The 21826-nt window shown below is 43.5% G+C and carries 24 protein-coding genes; all 24 read right to left on the bottom strand.

Annotated features, from left to right (window positions below; genetic code table 11):
* Nucleotides 1–7: 7 nt before the first annotated feature.
* Complete coding sequence (gene fliL / locus RIN81_RS02270; RefSeq protein WP_309087089.1) at nt 8–457, bottom strand: flagellar basal body-associated protein FliL; 450 nt, start codon at nt 455–457, stop codon at nt 8–10.
* Nucleotides 447–668, bottom strand: a complete 222-nt coding sequence (locus RIN81_RS02265; protein WP_309087088.1) for a flagellar FlbD family protein — start codon at nt 666–668, stop codon at nt 447–449. Before RIN81_RS02265 ends, fliL begins: the two co-directional genes overlap by 11 nt.
* Nucleotides 669–734: 66 nt before the next feature.
* On the bottom strand, nt 735–1529 hold the full coding sequence (flgG, locus tag RIN81_RS02260) for a flagellar basal body rod protein FlgG (protein ID WP_309087087.1): 795 nt from the start codon (nt 1527–1529) through the stop codon (nt 735–737).
* Between the two features lie 76 nt (nt 1530–1605).
* On the bottom strand, nt 1606–1995 hold the full coding sequence (locus RIN81_RS02255) for a TIGR02530 family flagellar biosynthesis protein (protein ID WP_309087086.1): 390 nt from the start codon (nt 1993–1995) through the stop codon (nt 1606–1608).
* Between the two features lie 13 nt (nt 1996–2008).
* Nucleotides 2009–2674, bottom strand: coding sequence for a flagellar hook assembly protein FlgD (flgD, locus tag RIN81_RS02250; protein WP_309087085.1), 666 nt, complete (start codon nt 2672–2674; stop codon nt 2009–2011).
* Nucleotides 2675–2677: 3 nt separating this feature from the next.
* Complete coding sequence (locus RIN81_RS02245; protein ID WP_309087084.1) at nt 2678–4030, bottom strand: flagellar hook-length control protein FliK; 1353 nt, start codon at nt 4028–4030, stop codon at nt 2678–2680.
* Nucleotides 4031–4083: 53 nt separating this feature from the next.
* The gene (locus tag RIN81_RS02240) at nt 4084–4701 is read right to left on the bottom strand and encodes a MotE family protein (RefSeq protein WP_309087083.1); all 618 of its coding nucleotides are present in this window, start codon (nt 4699–4701) and stop codon (nt 4084–4086) included.
* Nucleotides 4702–4708: 7 nt separating this feature from the next.
* Nucleotides 4709–5155: a flagellar export protein FliJ gene (gene fliJ, locus RIN81_RS02235; protein ID WP_309087082.1), complete on the bottom strand. Its 447-nt coding sequence runs from the start codon at nt 5153–5155 to the stop codon at nt 4709–4711.
* A gap of 3 nt (nt 5156–5158) precedes the next feature.
* Entirely contained in the window at nt 5159–6475 is a 1317-nt protein-coding gene (gene fliI / locus RIN81_RS02230) for a flagellar protein export ATPase FliI (RefSeq protein WP_309087081.1), read from the bottom strand.
* Nucleotides 6476–6478: 3 nt separating this feature from the next.
* Complete coding sequence (gene fliH, locus RIN81_RS02225) at nt 6479–7237, bottom strand: flagellar assembly protein FliH (RefSeq protein WP_309087080.1); 759 nt, start codon at nt 7235–7237, stop codon at nt 6479–6481.
* Nucleotides 7230–8243, bottom strand: coding sequence for a flagellar motor switch protein FliG (gene fliG, locus RIN81_RS02220; protein WP_251270243.1), 1014 nt, complete (start codon nt 8241–8243; stop codon nt 7230–7232). Before fliG ends, fliH begins: the two co-directional genes overlap by 8 nt.
* Nucleotides 8244–8252: 9 nt before the next feature.
* Complete coding sequence (fliF, locus tag RIN81_RS02215; protein WP_309087079.1) at nt 8253–9821, bottom strand: flagellar basal-body MS-ring/collar protein FliF; 1569 nt, start codon at nt 9819–9821, stop codon at nt 8253–8255.
* Nucleotides 9822–9857: 36 nt separating this feature from the next.
* Nucleotides 9858–10163, bottom strand: coding sequence for a flagellar hook-basal body complex protein FliE (gene fliE, locus RIN81_RS02210; RefSeq protein ID WP_309087078.1), 306 nt, complete (start codon nt 10161–10163; stop codon nt 9858–9860).
* 21 nt (nt 10164–10184) lie between these two features.
* Complete coding sequence (gene flgC / locus RIN81_RS02205; protein WP_309087506.1) at nt 10185–10637, bottom strand: flagellar basal body rod protein FlgC; 453 nt, start codon at nt 10635–10637, stop codon at nt 10185–10187.
* A complete protein-coding gene (flgB, locus tag RIN81_RS02200; RefSeq protein WP_309087077.1) occupies nt 10634–11023 on the bottom strand; it encodes a flagellar basal body rod protein FlgB in 390 nt (129 codons plus the stop codon). The genes flgC and flgB overlap by 4 nt, the downstream gene beginning before the upstream one ends.
* Nucleotides 11024–11266: 243 nt before the next feature.
* Entirely contained in the window at nt 11267–12046 is a 780-nt protein-coding gene (gene codY, locus RIN81_RS02195) for a GTP-sensing pleiotropic transcriptional regulator CodY (protein WP_309087076.1), read from the bottom strand.
* Nucleotides 12047–12066: 20 nt separating this feature from the next.
* On the bottom strand, nt 12067–13461 hold the full coding sequence (hslU, locus tag RIN81_RS02190) for an ATP-dependent protease ATPase subunit HslU (protein WP_309087504.1): 1395 nt from the start codon (nt 13459–13461) through the stop codon (nt 12067–12069).
* A 29-nt stretch (nt 13462–13490) separates the two neighbouring features.
* Complete coding sequence (gene hslV / locus RIN81_RS02185; protein WP_309087075.1) at nt 13491–14030, bottom strand: ATP-dependent protease subunit HslV; 540 nt, start codon at nt 14028–14030, stop codon at nt 13491–13493.
* A gap of 14 nt (nt 14031–14044) precedes the next feature.
* Nucleotides 14045–14944, bottom strand: a complete 900-nt coding sequence (xerC, locus tag RIN81_RS02180; RefSeq protein WP_309087074.1) for a tyrosine recombinase XerC — start codon at nt 14942–14944, stop codon at nt 14045–14047.
* Between the two features lie 62 nt (nt 14945–15006).
* On the bottom strand, nt 15007–16311 hold the full coding sequence (gene trmFO, locus RIN81_RS02175) for an FADH(2)-oxidizing methylenetetrahydrofolate--tRNA-(uracil(54)-C(5))-methyltransferase TrmFO (RefSeq protein ID WP_309087073.1): 1305 nt from the start codon (nt 16309–16311) through the stop codon (nt 15007–15009).
* A 143-nt stretch (nt 16312–16454) separates the two neighbouring features.
* Complete coding sequence (gene topA / locus RIN81_RS02170) at nt 16455–18533, bottom strand: type I DNA topoisomerase (protein WP_309087072.1); 2079 nt, start codon at nt 18531–18533, stop codon at nt 16455–16457.
* A gap of 205 nt (nt 18534–18738) precedes the next feature.
* The gene (gene dprA / locus RIN81_RS02165) at nt 18739–19617 is read right to left on the bottom strand and encodes a DNA-processing protein DprA (RefSeq protein WP_309087071.1); all 879 of its coding nucleotides are present in this window, start codon (nt 19615–19617) and stop codon (nt 18739–18741) included.
* 66 nt (nt 19618–19683) lie between these two features.
* Nucleotides 19684–20586, bottom strand: a complete 903-nt coding sequence (sucD, locus tag RIN81_RS02160; protein ID WP_242232063.1) for a succinate--CoA ligase subunit alpha — start codon at nt 20584–20586, stop codon at nt 19684–19686.
* Nucleotides 20587–20620: 34 nt separating this feature from the next.
* Nucleotides 20621–21781 (bottom strand): ADP-forming succinate--CoA ligase subunit beta, encoded by a 1161-nt coding sequence (gene sucC, locus RIN81_RS02155; protein ID WP_309087070.1) that lies wholly within the window; start codon nt 21779–21781, stop codon nt 20621–20623.
* Nucleotides 21782–21826: the final 45 nt, after the last annotated feature.

The raw sequence follows: 21826 nt of genomic DNA, 5'->3' as shown, positions 1-21826 counted from the left end.
GGTATCGTTACTGAATGATATAGGAAGTAATGTATACTTTCTCTACTTTCCCTTCCTGCATAATACTATTTAAATTTGTTTTTAACGTTTCCGTTAATTTCTGTTTTCCGGCTTCGCCTTTTAAGTCATCTGCTGTCATTTCCGATAACTTTTGAATAATGATATCTTTCGCCTGGAAGTCCCGCTTTGTCATTTCTTCCATCGCTTCCTTGCTGTCCATTTGAATTTTAAACGAAATACGGATAAAGTCCTCCGAAGCAAGGTTTGTTGTCATTTCAGGAATATCCACAGACGATTCAAGCACTTCATCAATAGATGGCTCTTTTTGAGCTTCTTCTCCGCCTGACGCGCGCAAAATAATAATTACGGCGATCGTACCTGCCAGCAGGATAACGGCCAGCAGCACAATCATAATAGTAAGTAATTTATTTTTCGGCGCTTGTTGTTCATTCTCCATCCTGTTCCTCCTCCGCTTTCACTTTTCCGAGAAGCGAAATGCGTGCATAAAACGATTCAATATCCGTCCTTACCTGTTCATGCGGTTCGAGAACAACATACTTTTTCCCATTGGTTAGTGTAATCGTGGTGTCCGGAAAGCTTTCCACTGTTTCTATGTAAATAGCATTTAACGAGAATGGCTTGCCGTTCAGCCTTGTCACAGTAATCATTTAAACCAGGGCTGTGCTGAAGAGCTCAGCCCTGTCCCTCCCCTGTAAAGAGTAAAAATAAAAGGTTTAACGCTTCAGACTCATGAGTTCCTGCAAAATTTCATCCGATGTTGTAATGATTCGCGTATTGGCCTGAAAACCACGCTGCGCAACAATCATTTCACTGAACTCTTCAGAAAGATCAACATTAGACATTTCGAGAGTGCCTGGTACAATTGTCCCTCTTCCACCTGCACCTGGAACTCCAACGTTATCATCTGGCGCCCCCGAGTTGTTTGTCTCCTTGTATAAATTCTCCCCAGTTTTCTCTAATCCGTCCGGGTTTGCAAACTTTGTAAGAGAGATAGTATCAGCCGTTTGCAAATCACCGGCAGCATCTATATAAGTAACAACTCCATCTGCACCAATACTGATGCTTTGCGCATCTACTGGAATATTAATTTGGCCGCCTTCACCTTGTAAATACAATCCATCAGGATTTACAATATTACCCTCTTGGTCCAAAGAAAAATTTCCTGCTCTTGTATAAAAAGTAGTTTCACCATCATTTACTTGAAAAAAACCATCCCCTGAAATTGCTAAATCCAATGTTCTCCCAGTCGTTTGTAACGAGCCTTGAGTGTGAATGGTATCGATCGTTGCCAGCTGTGATCCTAGTCCCACTTGACGTGGATTTGTGCCTCCCCTGTTTTCTGTAGCTGCACTGGCACCAGCAATAGATTGGGAGACCATATCTTTAAAGACAACGCGCCCCTTTTTAAATCCGTGCGTGTTTACGTTTGCGATATTGTTTCCGATGACATCAAGTTTTACCTGAAAGTTTTTCATTCCATTAATTCCAGAATACATTGAACGTAACATAAGTTCTTTTCTCCTTTCGAATTCGTCCGCGTCAATCGGTCAGCAGACGGTTGGCCTCCTGTTCGGTCCAGCCAGTTTAAAGTGTGTCCATAAGAATAGCGCCATTGATATTGGTAAAAAGATGTGCAGTTGCTTCTTCGCGGTTCATCGCCGTAATAATGGTATGGTTTTGTGCACTTGCCACAAGCGCAGCATCTTTCAGTACAACGAGTGAGTCGATTACCCCTTTTGACTTAGCCTCGGAAAGTTTCTCGCCAATCAAGTTCCATTCTGCTTCATTCAAATGAATTCCCCGCTCTGTTAAACGTTGCGCAGCATGCTTAGAAATGATCAGCTCTTTTGGTGCTGCGGTGACCGTTTTAAATGTTTCATTAAATGTTGAGACAATGTTTTGTGCTGACTGCTTTTTAGCTGGCGGAATGATGGGCTGGCGTACTCCATGAATTATTGGATTGACTGCTTTCATTCTCGTCACCCGCCTACTCGATCTTTGTTAAGGTAGAAGCCGTGATTTTTTCACCGTTTGCAAGCTGCAGCCAAATCTGCCCGTCCTTCATCGAAACGGATTGAACAGCCGCGCTTTGTTCGGATCCTTCTGCGCCCCATGTGACAGTACGGCCAATTAAATAGCTCGCTTCCACTAATGGATTTGAACTGACCGCGCTGTTCGATCCTATCGAGCCTGTCGTGCTTGTCCCGCCGGTTAGTTCAGAAATATTCGCCGGTTCGAGTACCGTTCCATCTGTTAATGTAAACTGGACGTTTTCGCCGGCAAACTTGATGGAGGCGATCGTGCCCTTTCCTGTTTCCACAATAGGCTGTCCGTTTTCATCTGTCTGGTCCGTCAATTTATGCCACGTTACATCTTTGCCGACAAATGATTGATAATTAATCATTTGAGAAGCGGTTTGTGACTGCACCATTTTTTCAATCATTGAGGTCATATTCACCATTTGCTCCAATGATGTAAACTGGGCCATCTGCGCAATAAACTCTTTGTCTTCCATCGGATTAAGCGGATCCTGGTTTTGCAGCTGCGCCATTAAAATTTTTAAAAATTCATCTTTACCGAGCGCACTGTTGCCTGTTTGTTTCGTTTGAGCCGGGTTATTGGCCAAATAAAGTGAGGGATCAATTTTCGACATCTACTACACCTCCAATGTAACGTTTTGCAATGCTTCCTCAAAAGTAGAAAGCATTTCAGTCTCATTCTGCTCTGCTAATTCCTGTTCCGGCTGTTTTTGCTCCTGCTGGCGTTGCTGCTGGGCACCTCGATCAAACAGCTGCTGTTTCGTTTCCGGACTTACGATATCCAATTTATCGATTGTTACGTTTTGCTGGCTGAATGCATGCTTTAACTGGGTGGCATTTTGTTCAAGCAGTTCTTTCACTGTTTGAGTCGATGATAAAATTTTAGCCGTCATCACCCCGTTTTGCTGAAGCAGTTCAATACGGAGAGAGCCTAGCTGCTCCGGATAAAGCTTGATCAGCATTTTTGTTCCATTTGGCATTTTCAGTATGCTAGAGCTGGCCAAAATTTGTTCGAACTTTTCGATAAACTGCTCCATGTTCATCGGCCGCGGCGCTGTTTTCACGCTCATCACAAACTGTTCTGTTTTAGAGAGCAGATGAAACAATGGGTTTACAGCTTCTGCAGCCTGTGCAGCGGGCTTTGCGGAAGCGGCTTTGCTTTCAGTCGATTCCCCTAGCCCTTGAATGCTTTTATAGTTTATAAATGCTGCCTGCAAACTCGCTTGATTTACAGGAGTAGTATTGGCTTGAAGACCGGCAGCACTCTGCAGCCCCGTTTGTTTTGTTTGTAGCAGGACGTTATTAAGCTGCTGTTTTACCAGTACTTCTGCATTTTTCAATGCGGTTTGTAATGCTTGAAAACGAGGCTCTGGCTTTTGTATATGCTGGGCAAAATAGTTTATGAGCTGTGCTGCCCTTGTAGCTGTTACAATGAATGGTTTATCGGTTTCTTTCAATAAAAGCGGTACCTGTTCACTAAGCCGACTTATTAAAGCTGTTAACTGTTCAATTGGCAGCGCTTCGTCTGTTTCCGATTTTCCGGTATCCTCTAACTGGTTATCTAAACCCGCTTCTTCTGCACTTCCATTTACTGCGTGAATCAGCTTCTGGAGAGAATGCTGCAGTGTTTCCGCATCCGTTTGCAGTAGAACCGCCAGTTCTTGAAGCGTGGGCATTTCTCCTTTTTCAACAAGCTCTTTGGCTAGTGTTGCGAGCTCCGTTTTTTTTCCAACTAATTCTTCTGCCGGCTCAGAGCCGTCAGCACTGTTGAACAAAGAAGCCAACAGAGCAGATAAGTCATTTGAATTAGTACTTGTGGATGGAACCAAAACGGCCGGGTTTTGAACAGCTTGTTGAACAGAGCCAAGCAGCAGGCTGCCAAATACTCCTGTACTGCCCGATCCGGCTGGATTTGCCGAAGCTCCGTTAGATAGCGGGAAAGAACTGGATCCTAAAGTAATCTGCATCATTTGTCACCCCCCTTTTTTCCTCCTACATTATCTCACATTCTACTCCATATTCTTTATTCGTTCGATAATATTTTTGTATATTCAGCGGCTTTTTTCGCGTCTAGGTTTTCAAGAATCGCTGCTTGTTTTTCAACACTTAATTCCTGCAAAATTGCGACTGCTTCATTGTTTGTTAAGTTCGTAATAATACCGGCAATGCTTTCTTCATCCATTGATTCATACGTTTTGGCAACAGTATTCGCCGCACTTTTTTCTTCCGTTTCGGCTGTTTCTTTTTGCTGGTTCTGAAGCTGCTTAATCTGGGCATTCAGCCGGTCCTGCTCTGTTAACAATTCTTCGATTTCCGCTTTGGAGCTTTCAAGATCATCCGACAGCTGATCAATCTTTGCTTGTTTGTTTTTAATTTCCGCCTGTAGCTCTACCACTTTTTCGCTGTCTGTTTTACCGTCTTGTTCGTTTGCTCCAGTCCATTCTGATACATAGGGAATATTCGCTGCTACTTCCTTTGTTTTTTCAAATACATTTACACCGGCAATCGTCATGACAACCAAACCAACAGTCAGCGCAAACAACAAGGGAATAACAACGATAAACAGCAGCCATTGAAAAGGGTTGTAACTGTTTTTTTCCTCCATATCAGCCGGAACTTTTTTTTTCTTTTTTCCTGCCATGTGTTCATCACCTGATCTTTCGGTTCATAAACTGAATGGATGAAAGCTCGTCCATTTGCTTTGCTTCTTCTGAAGCTGCCCATTTGCGATAATGCGTTAATTCATTCGCTTGGATTTTGCTGTATTTTTTTACTTCTATATTTTTTTCCTTTAGCTGCTGTTCACACCATTGCATCCGGCCGCGTGCTGTTACAACAACTCGCTGCTGCTGATCAATTAATTTTTCCAAATTCGAGATAAATTGCTGATAGTGCTGAATATCGAGGACAGAAAAACCGGATTTCATTTTTTGTTCCTGCACGGCGATTAAATCTTCTTTTTTCTTCAACAGCTCATACAGTTTGTTTGCTTCCGTTTCAAATTGGCTCTGTGCTTCTCTAAATACGTTCTCAGATTCCTCTTTTTCACGTTCACGAAGCTGCATAATTTTCTCGAATTTATAATTAAATGACATGCATTAACTGTCCCTTCCTTGGGCTAGATGAACTAAACCGGCTTCTGTTTCATCCAGTCCGGCCTGCTCGTCCGTCCGCTGTTTTAAAAACGAGAGAATCGGCTGATAATTTTGAATGGCTCTATCAATCTCAGCGGATGACCCTCTTTTATATGCACCGATGTTAATCAAATCTTCAGAGTTTAAATACGTATTTAACGAATCCCTTACTGCTACTGCCGCATCATAATGGCTTCGACTGACAATATGGGGCATAAGACGGCTGACACTTTTTAATACATTTATAGCTGGGTACTGCCCCTTGTTCGCGAGCTCACGGTCTAACACAATATGTCCATCCAATATTCCCCGCACGGCATCTGCAATCGGTTCATTCATGTCATCACCATCTACGAGCACTGTATAAAAAGCGGTAATCGTTCCATATTCGTTTGTTCCTGTGCGTTCCAGCAGCTTTGGCATAATTGCAAAAACGGATGGCGTGTATCCTTTGGTGGCAGGAGGCTCTCCAACGGCCAGCCCGATTTCACGCTGTGCCATGGCAACCCGCGTGACTGAATCCATCATAAGCATGACATTCAACCCTTTATCCCGAAAGTACTCGGCAATGGCTGTAGCGGTAAATGCTCCTTTAATACGCATCAGTGCCGGCTGGTCTGAAGTGGCGGCTACTACAATCGACTTTTTCATTCCTTCGGGGCCAAGGTCCCGTTCAATAAATTCACGCACTTCACGGCCGCGCTCCCCAATCAAAGCAATGACGTTTAAATCTGCTTTTGTATTGCGGGCAATCATGCCAAGCAGTGTGCTTTTCCCAACACCGCTTCCTGCAAAAATACCGACCCGCTGGCCTTTCCCGACTGTCAGCATCCCATCAATAGCCCGTACACCGACTTCAAGCTTTTCCCGTATTGGCGGCCTTGTCATCGGATTTGGCGGATCTGCTTCTGTTTCAATCGGCGTCAACGTCCGCGGCAGCACAGAATCGTCAAAAGGTTCTCCAAGCGGATCAATAATTTTGCCGATCAAAGCCGGTCCTGATTTTACTTGAAGAGGGTGACCGAGTGATTCTACAAGGCTGCCTGGTGAAATTTCGTTTATATTCCGGTATGGCATTAAGATCATCATTTCATCCCGAAACCCGGTTACCTCGGCCATAATGGTCCGTTTATTGTCTTTCGAATGGATCAAACAAATATCACCAATAGAGCTTTCCGGACCTTGTGATTCAATCATTAAGCCGACAACCCTTTTTACCCTTCCATATCTTTTAAACGAATCAAGAGTCGGGATCACATACTTTAAATCCTGTGCTTTCATCTCTTATTCACTCTCCAGCAATTGAAGCAGCGTTTTACGGAGCTGGTGCAGCTGTGTATCAACGCCGGCATCAATTCGGCCATTCGATGTTTCAATAAAGCAGGCGTTTTCCCCCGCTTCTTCATTCGGAAAAATATAGCAGTTGATTTCATTTGGGAATAGAGCTTCTATTTCATCTTTTTGTGAAATGACCAATTCATATTTTTCTGGATGAACATGAATTTGAATTTCTTTTTGGTTTTTTGTTTCTTTTATTGCTGAACGAATGATACTCATAAAAGCATCTTCGTTTTGGTCAAGCTCCGTACGCAGAATTTTTTCTGCGCAGATAACAGCAAGCTCTATGATGGTACGTTCCGACCGCTCAACATTTTTTTCGTATTCAATTTTTGAAGATGCCACGATAGAATGTGCTTCTTCAATCAGCTCTTTCATCTCATTGTATCCGGCTGCTCTTCCTTGTTCTGCTCCCTGCTGAAACGCCTGGTCATAGGCTTCTTTTTGCAGGCGTTCTTTTTCCTGCACCCAATTTTGCTGCCAGGCGGCAGATTCTTGTTCGATCCGCTGCCGCTTCGTTTCAGCCTCTTCTAAGATTCTTTGTGCCTGGCGTTTTGCTTCTTCTAACACTTGTGATCGTTCATGAGAAAAATCCGGTGCAACTGCTTCTTTTTGTTCATTGTGTGTGTAAATAGGCTTTATGCCAATGATTCGTGTACCCGCTTCTTGTTCTATCGGCCACTCATACCGTTCAAAATTAGACAATAATATCATCTCCTCCGCCACGAGCAATGATAATTTCTCCCGTTTCCTCTAGACGGCGAATCGTCGCAACAATTCGTGACTGCGCTTCTTCCACATCACGAAGCCGGACAGGACCCATATATTCCATTTCTTCTTTGAACGTCTCCACCATTCGCTGAGACATATTGCGGAAAACCACTTCACGCACTTCCTCGCTTGAAACTTTAAGAGAAAGCAGCAAGTCTTCATTTTCACAGTCGCGAATAACACGCTGAATAGAGCGGTTATCCAGTGTAACAATATCTTCAAACACAAACATGCGCTTTTTAATTTCTTCTGCCAATTCAGGATCTTGTATTTCAAGTGCATCCAAAATCGTTTTTTCCGTTGAGCGGTCTACACCATTCAGCACTTCAACAACCGCTTCCACTCCGCCTGTCTGTGTATAATCCTGCGTTACCGTTGAGCTCAATTTCCGTTCTAAAATCGCTTCAACTTCATTGATAATTTCTGGGGACGTGCTATCCATAATGGCAATTCTTTTTGCGATATCCGCTTGAACTTCCTGCGGCAGCTCCGATAAAATCTGCCCTGCCTGCTGCGGATCCAAATAAGAAAGAATCAAAGCAATCGTCTGCGGGTGTTCATTTTGAATAAAGTTTAATATTTGTCCCGGGTCTGCCCGGCGAGCAAAATCAAACGGCCGAACTTGCAGGGATGATGTTAAACGGTTAATGATATTTTGCGCCTGGTCTGTTCCAAGCGCTTTTTCAAGAACAGTTTTGGCATAACCGATCCCGCCCTGGGAAATATAATCCTGCGCCAATGCAATATTATGAAATTCTTCGAACACTTCTTCTTTAATCTCGGTATCTACTTTTTTCACACCCGAAATTTCCAGTGTCAGCCGTTCAATTTCTTCTTCTGATAAATGTTTGTAAACAGAAGCCGAGTAATCCGGCCCAAGAGAAATAAGCAGGATTGCGGCTTTTTGTTTTCCGGTCAGTTTCTTCTCACGTATCGCCATATTGCCCTCCTATTCCTCAGACAGCCAAGTACGAAGCAGTTTTGCAAACTCTTCTGGTTTTTCTTTCGCCATTTTTTCCAACTGTTTCCGTCTTGTGCTGCTCTCTGTTTCAGTCAACAGTTCTTCAATCTCTTCTTCTAATTCTTCCTCGAATTCTTCTTCTTCCTCGCGGCGTCTTCTTAGCATCATAAAGACGAGCACACCAATAATGATAAGAAGAATAGCCCCAATGAGATATACCCACCATGGAATAGAGGATGTTTCTTCTTCCTCAAATGTAACTTTCCCATTTAATTCCTGAACTGAAACCGTAATTTTATCTTCAAGTGCCTGGTCTGTTAAATCAGTATTGTAGCTTTCATCAATAGACGTTCTGACAATGTTGCCGAGCAGCTGCTGGATTTCTTCCACGCTTTGGTCAGGCATGGAGTTTGGATCATCCGGCGTTGGCGGCTCCACCATCACCTGGATACCTAAGTCGCGGATCTTATAAGGGCTTTCTTTGATTTCCCGGCGAATCCGGTTTACTTCGTTATTGACCGTTTCCTCTGTCCGCTCGTAATCACCTGTACCTGTTGCTCCCTCAAGGTAAGAAGTGGCTGTGTCTCCTTCTTCTTCTGCCTGCGGAACGCCTCCTGCTCCTGCTGCATCTCCTGAATAGGTTTCGGTAATTCTTTGAGCACTGATTTGGATGCCTTCCATGTTTTCTTCGTCAACCGGCTCTACCAGGTTTTCTTCTCGATTCTCCTGGGTAAAGTCAATATCGGCTGTAACCGTTGCAACCACCTTGTCCCCGCCCATCAGTGTTCCAAGCATACTTTGTACCTGGCGCTGCACATCGCGTTCCACTTGCTTTTTCACAGCCAGCTGCTGTTCGAATGAATCGCCCGAACCGCTTCCTGCACTCGCAAGGTCGTAGTACTCAAAATTTTGATTCATAATGGCAATATTTTCGACAGGAAGGTTCGGGACACTTTTGGATACTAAGTGATAAAGGGACTTAATTTGTTTTTCATCAAATTGATAGCCTGGTTCTGTATTTAGCACAACCGAGGCAGATGCTTTTTCTGCTTCGTCAGTAACGAAAATTTGCTGCTGCGGCAGGTTAATCATTACTTTCGCATCTTTTACTCCATCAATCTCAGAAATAAGGTTGCTAAGCTCGGTCTGCATCGCATCAAGCTTAAGAACATTAAATTCATTGTCCGTCATTCCGAACCCGGCATTTTCGCTGAAAAAGCTATAATCAATCGTACCGGACTGTGGAAGGCCTTCAGCGGCTAGATCCACTTTGAGCGTATCGACGGATTCTTCCGGCACAAGGATACCTGTTCCGCCTTCAGTCACTTCGTACCGAATACCCCGCCCGTCGAGATTTTCTTTTACAGCACCGATCTCGGAAGGAGCAAGCTCGCTGTAAAGAGGAACCATGGTCGTTCTGTTAGTCAAAAAAACGATTAGTGACAACGCAATAACAAAAAGAGCAAAGGATGATATTCCAATCACTTTTTGTTTTTTTGACCGGCTGTTCCAATATTCTTTTATTCTTGCAAGCTGTTGTTTTATATTTTCGTTCATTACAATCCCCCGGTCACTTCATTCGGTCATGATCTATTACATCTGCATCCGCATCATTTCCTGATAAGCTTCTACAGCTTTATTACGGACTTCCAATGTTAACTGCATGGTGATGCCTGATTTTTGAGCGGCTGACATCACTTGATGAATATCGACATTTTCACCATTGATCATTTTTGCCGTCAGCGAGTTTGACTCCGCTTCTGTTTTCATCACAGTATTCAATGAATCTTTTAAAAAATCTGCGAATTTTTGCTGAGACTCATAGGGTGTAGCTGCTTTTTTTAAAGCAGATGTTTCGATCGCAGGGGTAGAAACCGCATTTAATGCTTCAATCGCCATTTAAATCATCTCCTTATTTCCTTATTTCCCAATTTCAAGCGCTTTAGTCATCATAGCCTTCGAAGCATTGAAAACTGTTACATTCGCCTCATAGGAGCGGGTTGTACTCATTAAATCAACCATTTCCCGTAAAGGGTCTACATTTGGCATACTTACATAGCCCTCTTCATTCGCATCAGGATGTTCTGGGTCATAAACCATTTTATTAGGTGTTTCTGTATCTTCAATGATTTTAGTCACTTTTACACCGTTTCCTGCTTCCTGGCGGTTTGACGCCATCTGCAAAAAGCTTGAAAACGAATTTCCTTTTGGCTGCAGCACAACGGATTTACGCTGATAAGGCTGCCATTCCCCATCCACAAGCTTTGTCCGGGTAGATTCAGCATTTGCCATATTAGAAGAAATAACATCCATACGCAGACGCTGTGCAGTCAAAGCAGATGCCGTAATGTTCATTCCGTTAAACATAGTTATCTGCCTCCTTTTATGATATTTGTCAGAGAAGCATACTTTGAACTAAGCCGGTCTGTCAGTGCATTATAATAAATTTGATTTTCTGCCATTTTGGACATTTCGGCATCCAAATCTACACTATTTCCATTTTCGTTATAGGACATATTTCGTGCAGTCATAATGACATGGTTTGATGATTGAAGGGAAAAATCAAAATGGCGCTGATCTGTTCGGTTATTTTTAAAATCGTTTTGATTATTTTCCAATATTTTCTTGAAGTTTACCTCTTTAGCCTTATAGTTTGGTGTATCGACATTGGCAATATTATCAGCAATCGTTCTTTGCTTTAAAGCCGCGTAATCCAAACCTCGTTCTAAAGAAGTGATTGAATTTGAAAACAGATTCAATTTAACCACTCCAGTACCTTGAATTCTTTAGTTATTTTGTTAATAAATTATACACTTAAAGAAATATAACATAAAAGACATTTTTCGACACCTACTTAACAAAAATAACAAAAAAATTTCATATTTCCTTTAACTAAAGAATAAATTGACATAATACTCTCATCCTTAATCAATTTTGGGATTATTATCATAAAAAAACGATAAAAAAACACCTGCAGTGTTTGTAACTACAGGTGCTTTTTGTTAATTTGATTTCAGTTTTTCCAATTCCACCAAGAATTTATTGTTTAGGACTTTGATATATGTGCCTTTCATACCAAGCGAACGTGATTCGATCACCCCGGCACTTTCAAGCTTACGAAGCGCGTTTACAATAACAGAGCGGGTAATGCCCACACGGTCTGCAATTTTAGACGCAACCAGCAGTCCTTCTTTCCCATCTAATTCTTCGAAAATGTGCTCGATTGCTTCCAGCTCGCTGTAGGAAAGAGAGCTGATGGCCATTTGCACTACCGCTTTACTGCGGGCTTCTTCCTGCATTTCTTCCGCTTTTTCACGAAGAATTTCCATTCCTACGACTGTTGCTCCGTATTCCGCTAAAATCAAATCATCATCATGGAATTGTTCTTCTAATCGAGCCAGTACAAGTGTACCAAGACGCTCACCAGCACCTACGATCGGTACAATCGTTGTTAAGCCGTTTTGAAACAGCTCCTTGTTTTCCACTGGAAAAGCGGTGTATTCACTGTTTACATCTAAGTTGGATGATGTTTCAGTTAAATTAAACAGGCTTTTTGTGTATTGCTCTGGAAATTGGCGTTCAACGAGCATTTGTTTCATTCGCTCGTTTTCAATTTGCTGGTTTACGCCAAAGCCCAGCAGTTTTCCGCGGCGGCTCACGACAAAAATATTCGCTTCAATTACTTCAGAAAGGGATTCAGCCATTTCTTTAAAGTTCACCGTTTTGCCTGCCGCGTTTTGCAGCATTCGATTAATTTTTCTTGTTTTCTCTAAAAGATTCATGATGCAGTTCCTCCGATTGATTATAAAATAAATTCGCTTAAATCTTTGTTCTGTGAAATAGCAGATAATTTCTCATCTACGTATTGCGGTGTGATTGTGATTTTTTCCATCGTAATGTCTGGTGCTTCAAAAGATAAATCTTCAAGCAGCTTTTCCATGATTGTATGCAGACGGCGGGCACCGATATTGTCTGTTTCACTGTTCACATGAACAGCAATTTCGGCCAGGCGCTGAACAGCTTCATCTGTAAATTCAACATGGATGCCTTCTGTTTCAAGCAATGCTTTATACTGCTTAAGAAGCGCATTATCCGGCTCTACTAAAATTCGAACAAAATCATCTGTTGACAGTTTCTCTAATTCAACCCGGATTGGGAAGCGCCCTTGCAGCTCTGGGATTAAATCAGACGGCTTAGACATGTGAAAGGCGCCTGCTGCAATAAATAAAATATAGTCTGTTTTAACCGTCCCGTATTTCGTCACAATGGTTGACCCTTCTACAATTGGCAGAATGTCGCGCTGAACCCCTTCGCGCGAAACATTGGCTCCCGAAGATGCACCGCCTTTTACCGCTATTTTATCCACTTCATCAATGAATATAATCCCGGTTTGTTCGGCACGTCTAACTGCTTCCTGTGTAACCTCATCCATATCAATCAGCTTTTGGGCTTCTTCCTGCTCCAGCACAGAGCGGGCGTCTTTCACAGCAAGCTTTTTCTTTTTCTTTTTTTTAGGCATCAGGCCGCCAAGAGCATCCTGCATATTCATCCCCATTTGCTCCATTCCGGAGCCTTGAAACAAATCAAACATAGAAGGAGGCTGCTCTTCCACTTCCACTGTAATGGTTTCATTTTCAAGTTCTCCGGCTGCAAGCTTTTGCTCAACTGCACGGCGTTTTTCGAAAATAGACATATCTTCAGTTGAATCATCTGATTCTTCCTGCTGGCTGTTCTGTCCTCCAAACAGCATTTCAAACGGATTTTTAACCGATGTGTTTTTTTTGCGTGATGGAACAAGCAGCTCGACAAGACGGCGGTTGGCCGCTTCTTTGGCCGGTTCCTTTACTTCGTTCATCTTTTCTTCTTTGACGAGCCGGACGGCCGTTTCAGCCAAATCCCGCACCATTGATTCAACATCCCTGCCGACGTAGCCCACTTCGGTAAACTTTGTAGCTTCCACTTTAATAAACGGCGCGCCTGCAAGTTTGGCCATACGGCGGGCAATTTCTGTTTTCCCCACCCCAGTCGGCCCAATCATGAGTATATTTTTCGGCACGACTTCATCACGAATCGCTTCATCAAGCAAACTTCTGCGGTACCGGTTACGAAGCGCAACAGCGACAGACTTTTTCGCTTCTTTTTGTCCTACAATATATTGATCAAGACGCTCGACAATTTGGCGCGGTGTCATATTCATCGTATTTGGCTTCATTTTTTCACTCCTCACTACAGTTCTTCCACAATAATGTTATGGTTCGTGTATACACATATATCCGCTGCCGTTTTCAAGGCGGCTTCTGAAATTTCCGCCGCAGTCAGCTGTACGGCATATTGCTTGAGTGCCCGTCCTGCTGACAAAGCATAATTCCCGCCTGATCCAATCGCTAGAATGCCATCATCCGGTTCAATGACTTCGCCTGTACCCGATACAAGCAGTAAATGGTCTTTATCCATCACAATGAGCATGGCTTCCAGACGGCGAAGCATTTTATCGGTACGCCACTCCTTGGCAAGCTCCACAGCTGCCCGCTGCAGGTTGCCGCTGTATTCATTCAGCTTTTTTTCAAAAAGCTCAAATAACGTAAACGCATCCGCAACTGATCCAGCAAAGCCAGCGACGACTTTTCCATTAAAAAGACGACGTACTTTTTTAGCCGTGTGCTTCATTACAACCGCGTTGCCAAACGTTACTTGTCCATCTCCCGCCATCGCTGAAGATCCATTGTGCTTAACAGCAAATATCGTTGTTGCATGAAATTCTCCCACTTCTTCTCTCTCCTTTATGCACGTGGATGATGATTGCGGTATGTATGCTGCAGGTGTTCTTTCGTAATATGTGTGTACATTTGGGTAGACGAAAGGCTGGCATGCCCAAGCAGCTCCTGTACCGTTCTCATATCCGCGCCGTTATTTAACATATGCGTTGCGAATGTATGCCTTAGCATATGCGGATGAATTTTCCCTGATAACGAAGCTTTTTGAATTAAATCATTTAAAATATGGCGGATTCCGCCAGTCGTGATTGGTGCACCCCTGAAATTCACAAACAATTTACTATGTTCATTTTTCTTCATTAAAAGGGGCCGGCTGTTTTGATTGTAATGTTCCACAGCCTCTGCTGCAAAACTGCCGTATGGCACGTACCTTTCTTTCCCGCCTTTTCCATGGACGAGAAGAACACCGAGGCGCGCATCCAAATCGGGCAGCTCGATCGCCGCACACTCACTGACACGAATACCCGTCCCGTACAAGATTTCAAGCAGCGCCCGATTTCGGATAGACAGGGGATCTGTCCCTTCTGCCGCTTCAAATAGCTCCCTCATTTCCTCTTCATAAAAAAAAGACGGGAGCTTCTTTGTTCCTTTCGGCCGATGCACAAGCAAAAACGGATTTTCCGTTACGACATTTTCCCTCATTAAAAAACGATAAAACCCGCGAAGGGCCGATATTTTTCGTGAAACAGACGCCCGCGCCATTTTTTTCTCATGAAGCAGGGTTAAATATAAGCGCGCTGTTTGATGCGTTACATCTGTTAATTCTGTAATAAGCTGTTCATTCATGAACATAAAAAAGTGCTCCAGATCATCACGATAATTCTTTACCGTATGAACAGAGCTGTTTTTTTCAATTTGCAGGTAAGCAAAATAAGAGTTTGTATAATTTTTGAAAAGTTTAGACATTTTCCCACCTCACAAAAGGGCTACTACATAATAGCATATGTCAGCAGCCCTTCGCAAGAAATTTACAAACTTTTCAAAAAAGTTTGAATTGTTTCTAAAGCCCGCCCAGCGAGCGCTTCGTACCGTTCTTTTTTGCCTTTAATTTTCTCTGGCAATGCCGGGAACAACCCAAAGTTAGCATTCATCGGCTGAAAATTATCCGGGGATGTATGCGTAATATAGTGTGCCATGCCGCCAATAGCTGTTTCCTGCGGTGCGGTTACCGGATCCTGTCCGAGTGCCAGCCTTGCAGCATTAATTCCTGCCATTAAGCCGCTTGCCGCTGACTCTACATATCCTTCCACGCCAGTCATTTGTCCGGCAAAGAAAAGTGTTGGACGGCTTTTTAGCTGATAAGTTGGCAGCAGCGCTTTTGGTGAGTTAATAAACGTATTGCGGTGCATTACTCCGTAACGAACAATTTCAACATTTTGAAGTCCCGGAATAAGCTGAAGCACTTCTTTTTGCGGCCCCCATTTCAAGTGGGTTTGAAAACCAACAATGTTGTAAAGTGTTCCGGCCGCGTTATCCTGGCGAAGCTGTACTACTGCGTATGGGCGCTTTCCTGTACGTGGATCTTCCAGTCCGACCGGCTTCATCGGGCCAAACAGCATGGTTTTCTTGCCCCGGCTGGCCATAACTTCAATCGGCATACAGCCTTCGAAGAAAATTTCTTTTTCAAATTCTTTTAACGGCACCGTTTCGGCCGCGATCAGTGCTTCGTAAAAACGGTCAAACTCTTCTTCATTCATCGGGCAGTTTAAATAAGCCGCTTCCCCTTTGTCATAGCGGGATTTTAAATATGCAATATTCATATCAATACTGTCTTTTTCGACAATCGGTGCTGCTGCGTCATAAAAGTATAAATATTCTTCCCCTGTAAGCTCTTTTATTTTTTCAGCTAATCCGCTCGTTGTCAGAGGGCCTGTTGCAATAACGGTAATCCCTTCTGGAATTTCCATTACTTCTTCATTAATTACGGTTACATTCGGATGATTTTTCACCCGCTCTGTTACGTGTCCCGCAAATTCATGCCGGTCTACAGCCAGTGCACCGCCCGCCGGAACCGCACATGCATCCGCTGAACTGATAATCACTGAATTTAAACGGCGCATTTCTTCTTTTAACACGCCAACCGCATTCGTCAGCCCGTTCGCCCGCAATGAATTGCTGCACACAAGCTCGGCAAATTTATCCGTATGATGCGCTGGTGTTTGTTTAACCGGGCGCATTTCGTATAAGCGGACCTGCAAGCCCCGTTCTGCTATTTGAAAAGCGGCTTCGCTGCCCGCAAGTCCCGCTCCGATTACGTTAATTGGTTGATTCATTGTTGTTTCCCCCTGCTTTAAAGGTACGTACCCGTATGTCCATTAAGCATTGTACACTACCTGCTTGTAGAAAAAAAGCAAAATGTTGTTGTCCATGCAAAAAGCCGCCTTGTTTTGCTCCAAACAAGGCGGCTTTCGCCGTTTTAAGACTGCGGCTGTTCCTTATAATCACATTCCGTGCATTGAATCTGCACGCCTTTTTTCAGCTTTTTCTCAACGAGCAGTTTTCCGCATTTCGGACATGGGCGCTCAATTGGCTTATCCCACGATAGAAAATCGCATCCAGGGAACTGGTCACAGCCATAAAAAATACGCCGTTTTTTACTTTTTCTTTCTATTATATTACCTTCTGCACACTTAGGGCATTTTACGCCGATTTCTTTTACAATGGCTTTTGTATTTCGGCAGTCTGGGAAGTTACTGCATGCCATAAACTTTCCAAAGCGGCCCATTTTAAAGACCATTTCATGGCCGCATTTTTCACAATCCTCACCAGCAGGCTCATCCTTTATTTCAACCTGTTCCATTTCTTTTTCTGCTTTTTTCAAATGACCTTCAAAGCCTTTGTAGAACTCATCAATAACGGCTGCCCATTTTTTAATGCCTTCTTCTACATTATCAAGGTCACGTTCCATTTTCACCGTAAATTCTACATCGATAATATCCGCAAAAAACTCGGCCATCAATTCGTGGACGATCGTTCCCAGTTCTGTCGGAACAAAACGCTTATTATCCAGTGCCACGTATCCGCGTTTTTGAATCGTGTCAAGAGTAGGTGCATACGTGGACGGACGCCCTATGCCGAGCTCTTCCAGCGTTTTAACAAGACGGGCTTCTGTATAACGGGGCGGCGGCTGAGTAAAGTGCTGCTTTGGATCAATTTCCTTTGACTGCACCGTATCTCCTTTTTCGAGATTTGGCAGAAAGTTCTCTTTTTCTTCTTTTGTGTCATCCGTACCTTCTACATATACTTTCATAAAGCCAGGAAACTTTACTTTTGACCCTGTTGCCCGGAACATCACATCACTGTTTACAATATCTGCGCTGACGGTATCCATTACAGCTGGGGCCATTTGACTCGCGATAAATCTCTCCCATATGAGCTTATAAAGGCGATGCTGATCCCGCGAAAGAAAACCTTTCAGTGCGGACGGCTCACGCATCGTGCTGGTCGGACGGATCGCTTCATGGGCATCCTGGGCACCTTTTTTCTTTGATTCGCTTTTTTGCCCCTGCTCTTTCACGTATTCTTTTCCGTAATGAGCAGTGATATACTCCAGGCTTTCCGACTGCGCTACTTCCGAGACGCGTGTTGAATCCGTTCTCATATACGTGATCAAACCAACGGTGCCTTCCTTGCCAAGGTCGATTCCTTCATACAATTGCTGGGCGAGCATCATTGTTTTTTTCGCTCGGAAATTTAATTTGCGTGCCGCTTCCTGCTGCAGCGAAGAAGTGGTAAACGCAGCAGCTGGATTACGTCGGCGTTCTTTTTTTGTAACGGTTTGAATGGAAAACTGATTCCCTTCAATCGCAGCCAGCACTTTTTTTACATCGGCTTCTGATGAAAGCTTTTCTTTTTTGCCATTTAACCCGTAAAAAGAGGCACTGAATGTATCCGTTCCTTTTGTAAATTCCGCTTCAATGGTCCAATATTCTTCTGGTACAAATACTTTAATTTCATTTTCACGATCAATCACAAGGCGAAGAGCCACTGATTGAACACGTCCGGCACTCAGGCCCTTTTTTACTTTTTTCCACAATAACGGACTGATATTATAGCCGACAAGCCGGTCGAGAATCCGCCGTGCCTGCTGGGCATCCACCAAATCCATATTAATTGGCCGCGGGTGCTTAAAAGATTCCTTGATCGCGTCTTTGGTAATCTCGTTAAATACAACCCGGCAGTCAGAAGTCGTATCAATGTTTAGTGAATGCGCCAAATGCCAGGCAATCGCCTCTCCTTCGCGATCCGGGTCAGCCGCGAGATAGATTTTTTTCGCTTTTTTGGCGGCTGTTTTTAGTTCTTTTAAAACCGGGCCTTTGCCTCGAATCGTGATGTATTTTGGATCATAATTGTGTTCTATATCTACGCCCATTTGGCTTTTCGGCAAATCCCGAACATGCCCCATAGATGCGCGCACCTTGTATTTTTTCCCGAGATAGCGTTCAATTGTCTTCGCTTTCGCCGGGGACTCTACTATTACTAAATAATCTGACATAAGATAAAGCCTCCCCGAGAGGTAAAATGAATAATTAGACATATTATTATGCGGTTATGGTTTGTTTGTCAAACGTTTCTTTATTTGTGCTATTCATTTTCATTCTCTATTTATTACAAAACAGGACATGTTTTGTAAAAATCATTCTGTTGCAAAATTTATATGATATAAACCTGAATTGCAACTGTTTTCGCGAAAAGTTTTTTTATTCCTGCCTCCATTCCGATAAAATATCGTCAGCAGCATGAACAATTTTGGCTCCATCCGCAATGAGAGCATGCACACCTTCTGAAAGTGGATGGGTAATTGGTCCTGGCACTGCAAATACGTCAATGCCTTGTTCAAGTGCATAAGAAGCAGTGATAAGTGAACCGCTTTTTTTAGCCGCCTGTACGACTAACACACCCTTTGACAAGCCGCTGATGATCCGATTCCGGGCTGGGAATTGCCATTTCTCCGGCTTTCGGTTCGGTGCGTATTCGGATAAAATAAGACCTTGCCTGGAAATATGATGTGCTAATAGTTTGTTTTCTTTTGGGTATAAATGACTAAATCCGCCTGCAATAACCGCAATCGTTTTGCCGCCTGCCTGAAGGGCAGCTTCATGTGAAAAAGCGTCGATTCCTTTAGCAAGCCCGCTGACGATTGTAATATTTCTCTTGACTAAAGCAGGGACCAGCATTTGCAGTACTTGTTTTCCGTATTCATTTCCATCACGGGCCCCTACAACGGCAAGCATATTCCGGCTGCTCAAAAGCGCTGTTTCTCCCATAGCAAATAAGCCCCATGGAGGCTGTGGGAGCATTTTTAACGGTTCAGGATATTGCGGGTCAAAAATGGGAATAAAGGTTGTAGAGGACTCCAATAAAGCAGAATCAAGAGAATGATAGGAAAGAGAATGAAACCCGCTTAAAATGGTTTCTGCTTGTTGAATGGAACGGTTTGTGACAGCAGCAAATTCTGCGGCTGTCATGCGGGGAAGATGGCTTAAATGAGGATCATTTTTTAATAATACATATTGCTCTTTCCAGCTGATACCTGAGCAGTACTGCAGTTTTAAAAGCTGCTTAGTTGTATGGTGCAACGCATTTCCCTCCTTTAATACATGCAAAGAGAGACGCCTGAGTAATTCAGGCGTCTTCGTTTTCGATTAATGTGTTTTGCATTCTTCTAAAAGTCCTTGCTGCTCAAGAACTTTAATTAATGTTTCACCCATAACAGACGGAGTTTCCGCTACTTGAATGCCGCATTCGTTCATAACACGGATTTTTTCATCAGCTGTTCCTTTACCGCCTGAAATAATCGCACCAGCATGGCCCATCCGCTTTCCTGGAGGGGCTGTACGTCCGCCGATAAAGCCGACAACAGGTTTTGTCATGTTCGCTTTTACCCACTCGGCTGCTTCTTCCTCTGCTGTACCGCCGATTTCACCAATCATGATAACTGCTTTTGTTTCCGGATCTTCATTGAATGCTTTTAAGACATCAATAAAGTCTGTTCCGTTCACCGGATCACCGCCGATACCAACAGCTGTAGACTGGCCGATTCCTGCTTGTGTTAACTGGTGTACAGCTTCGTACGTAAGTGTGCCGGAGCGTGATACAACACCAACATGGCCTTTTGTATGGATATACCCTGGCATGATACCGATTTTGCACTCATCCGGTGTGATAACACCTGGGCAGTTTGGCCCAACAAGGCGCGTTTTCTTGCCTTGCATATAACGTTTTACTTTTACCATGTCGAGTACTGGAATATGTTCTGTAATACAAATTGCAAGGTCAAGATTTGCGTCAACCGCTTCCAAAATCGCATCTGCTGCGAATGGAGCCGGAACGTAAATAACAGACGCGTTGGCACCTGTCGCCTGCACAGCTTCTTGAAGCGTATTAAATACCGGTACGCCTTCTACTTCAGTGCCGCCCTTACCAGGAGTAACACCGCCAACAATTTTCGTTCCATATTCAAGCATTTGCTTTGTATGGAAAAGGGCAGTAGAGCCCGTGATGCCCTGAACAATTACCTTTGTATCTTTATTAATGAATACACTCATGCCTATACCTGCCTTTCTATTGTCAACATCCTGATTATTTTACGAGACTAACGATCTTTTGCGCGCCATCTGCCATAGAATCTGCTGAAACGATGTCAAGACCTGACTCGTTCAAGATTGCTTTACCGGCATCTACATTCGTACCTTCCAAACGCACAACAAGTGGTACGGACAGGCTTACCTGTTTCGCAGCTTCTACCACACCTGTTGCAATAACGTCACATTTCATAATGCCGCCGAAAATGTTAACGAAAATACCCTTTACATTTTCATCAGACAAAATAATTTTAAATGCTTCTGTTACTTTTTCAGCTGTTGCGCCGCCCCCAACATCAAGGAAGTTAGCCGGATCGCCGCCATAATGCTTGATAATATCCATCGTTGCCATGGCAAGACCTGCACCGTTTACCATGCAGCCGATATTTCCATCAAGGGCAATGTAGCTGAGGTCATATTTTGATGCTTCGATTTCTTTTGCATCTTCTTCTTCAAGATCACGATATTCTAAAATGTCTTTATGGCGGTATAGAGCATTTGCATCAAAATTCAATTTTGCATCCAGCGCCATTACTTTTCCATCACCTGTTACAACAAGCGGGTTAATTTCAGCAATAGAGCAGTCTTTTTCTACAAACGCAGTGTAAAGGCTCATCATAAATTTAACAGCTTGTCCAACAAGTTCTTTCGGAATATTGATATTGAACGCAATACGACGGGCCTGGTATGCGCTAAGGCCAGTTACTGGGTCAATATACTCTTTAAAGATTTTTTCTGGGGTTGCTTCGGCTACTTCTTCAATCTCTGTTCCGCCTTCTTCAGATGCCATTAAAACAACTTGAGACGTTGCGCGGTCCAGCACTAAGCCGATATAGTATTCTTTTTGAATGTCGCATCCTTCTTCAATAAGAAGGCGCTTTACTTCTTTGCCTTCAGGACCTGTCTGGTGCGTGACTAACACTTTACCGAGGATTTCTTGTGCATATGTACGTACTTCGTCGAGATTCTTTGCGACTTTAACGCCGCCCGCTTTTCCGCGGCCGCCCGCATGAATCTGTGCTTTGACAACGTTTACTGCTGTGCCAAGTTCTTTTGCTGCTTCAACCGCTTCTTCAACGGAAAACGCAACTTTCCCATTCGGCACGGCAACGCCGTAGCTTCTGAGAACTTCTTTCCCTTGATACTCATGAATATTCATCTTCCAGCCTCCTATCGGTCTCAAAACATAGTCTTTTTGCAAATC

The organism is Domibacillus sp. (genome assembly GCF_031181085.1).
Taxonomy (GTDB): domain Bacteria; phylum Bacillota; class Bacilli; order Bacillales; family Domibacillaceae; genus Domibacillus.
The sequence above is the reverse complement of the archived record's forward strand: the minus strand, read 5'-3'. Positions and strand labels throughout refer to the sequence as shown.

Coding starts and splice junctions, on each gene's coding strand:
- fliF (WP_309087079.1), bottom strand. CDS start 9,821: ATGAACGAAAATATAAAACAACAGCTTGCAAGAATAAAAGAATATTGG.
- RIN81_RS02245 (WP_309087084.1), bottom strand. CDS start 4,030: ATGATGCAGATTACTTTAGGATCCAGTTCTTTCCCGCTATCTAACGGA.
- sucC (WP_309087070.1), bottom strand. CDS start 21,781: ATGAATATTCATGAGTATCAAGGGAAAGAAGTTCTCAGAAGCTACGGC.
- RIN81_RS02255 (WP_309087086.1), bottom strand. CDS start 1,995: ATGAAAGCAGTCAATCCAATAATTCATGGAGTACGCCAGCCCATCATT.
- fliJ (WP_309087082.1), bottom strand. CDS start 5,155: ATGTCATTTAATTATAAATTCGAGAAAATTATGCAGCTTCGTGAACGT.
- trmFO (WP_309087073.1), bottom strand. CDS start 16,311: ATGAATCAACCAATTAACGTAATCGGAGCGGGACTTGCGGGCAGCGAA.
- fliI (WP_309087081.1), bottom strand. CDS start 6,475: ATGAAAGCACAGGATTTAAAGTATGTGATCCCGACTCTTGATTCGTTT.
- RIN81_RS02265 (WP_309087088.1), bottom strand. CDS start 668: ATGATTACTGTGACAAGGCTGAACGGCAAGCCATTCTCGTTAAATGCT.
- topA (WP_309087072.1), bottom strand. CDS start 18,533: ATGTCAGATTATTTAGTAATAGTAGAGTCCCCGGCGAAAGCGAAGACA.
- fliE (WP_309087078.1), bottom strand. CDS start 10,163: ATGGCGATTGAAGCATTAAATGCGGTTTCTACCCCTGCGATCGAAACA.
- xerC (WP_309087074.1), bottom strand. CDS start 14,944: ATGTCTAAACTTTTCAAAAATTATACAAACTCTTATTTTGCTTACCTG.
- codY (WP_309087076.1), bottom strand. CDS start 12,046: ATGAATCTTTTAGAGAAAACAAGAAAAATTAATCGAATGCTGCAAAAC.
- fliG (WP_251270243.1), bottom strand. CDS start 8,243: ATGGCGATACGTGAGAAGAAACTGACCGGAAAACAAAAAGCCGCAATC.
- sucD (WP_242232063.1), bottom strand. CDS start 20,586: ATGAGTGTATTCATTAATAAAGATACAAAGGTAATTGTTCAGGGCATC.
- flgD (WP_309087085.1), bottom strand. CDS start 2,674: ATGTCGAAAATTGATCCCTCACTTTATTTGGCCAATAACCCGGCTCAA.
- flgG (WP_309087087.1), bottom strand. CDS start 1,529: ATGTTACGTTCAATGTATTCTGGAATTAATGGAATGAAAAACTTTCAG.
- fliL (WP_309087089.1), bottom strand. CDS start 457: ATGGAGAATGAACAACAAGCGCCGAAAAATAAATTACTTACTATTATG.
- hslU (WP_309087504.1), bottom strand. CDS start 13,461: ATGAATATGACACCGCGCCAAATTGTCGAGCGTCTTGATCAATATATT.
- RIN81_RS02240 (WP_309087083.1), bottom strand. CDS start 4,701: ATGGCAGGAAAAAAGAAAAAAAAAGTTCCGGCTGATATGGAGGAAAAA.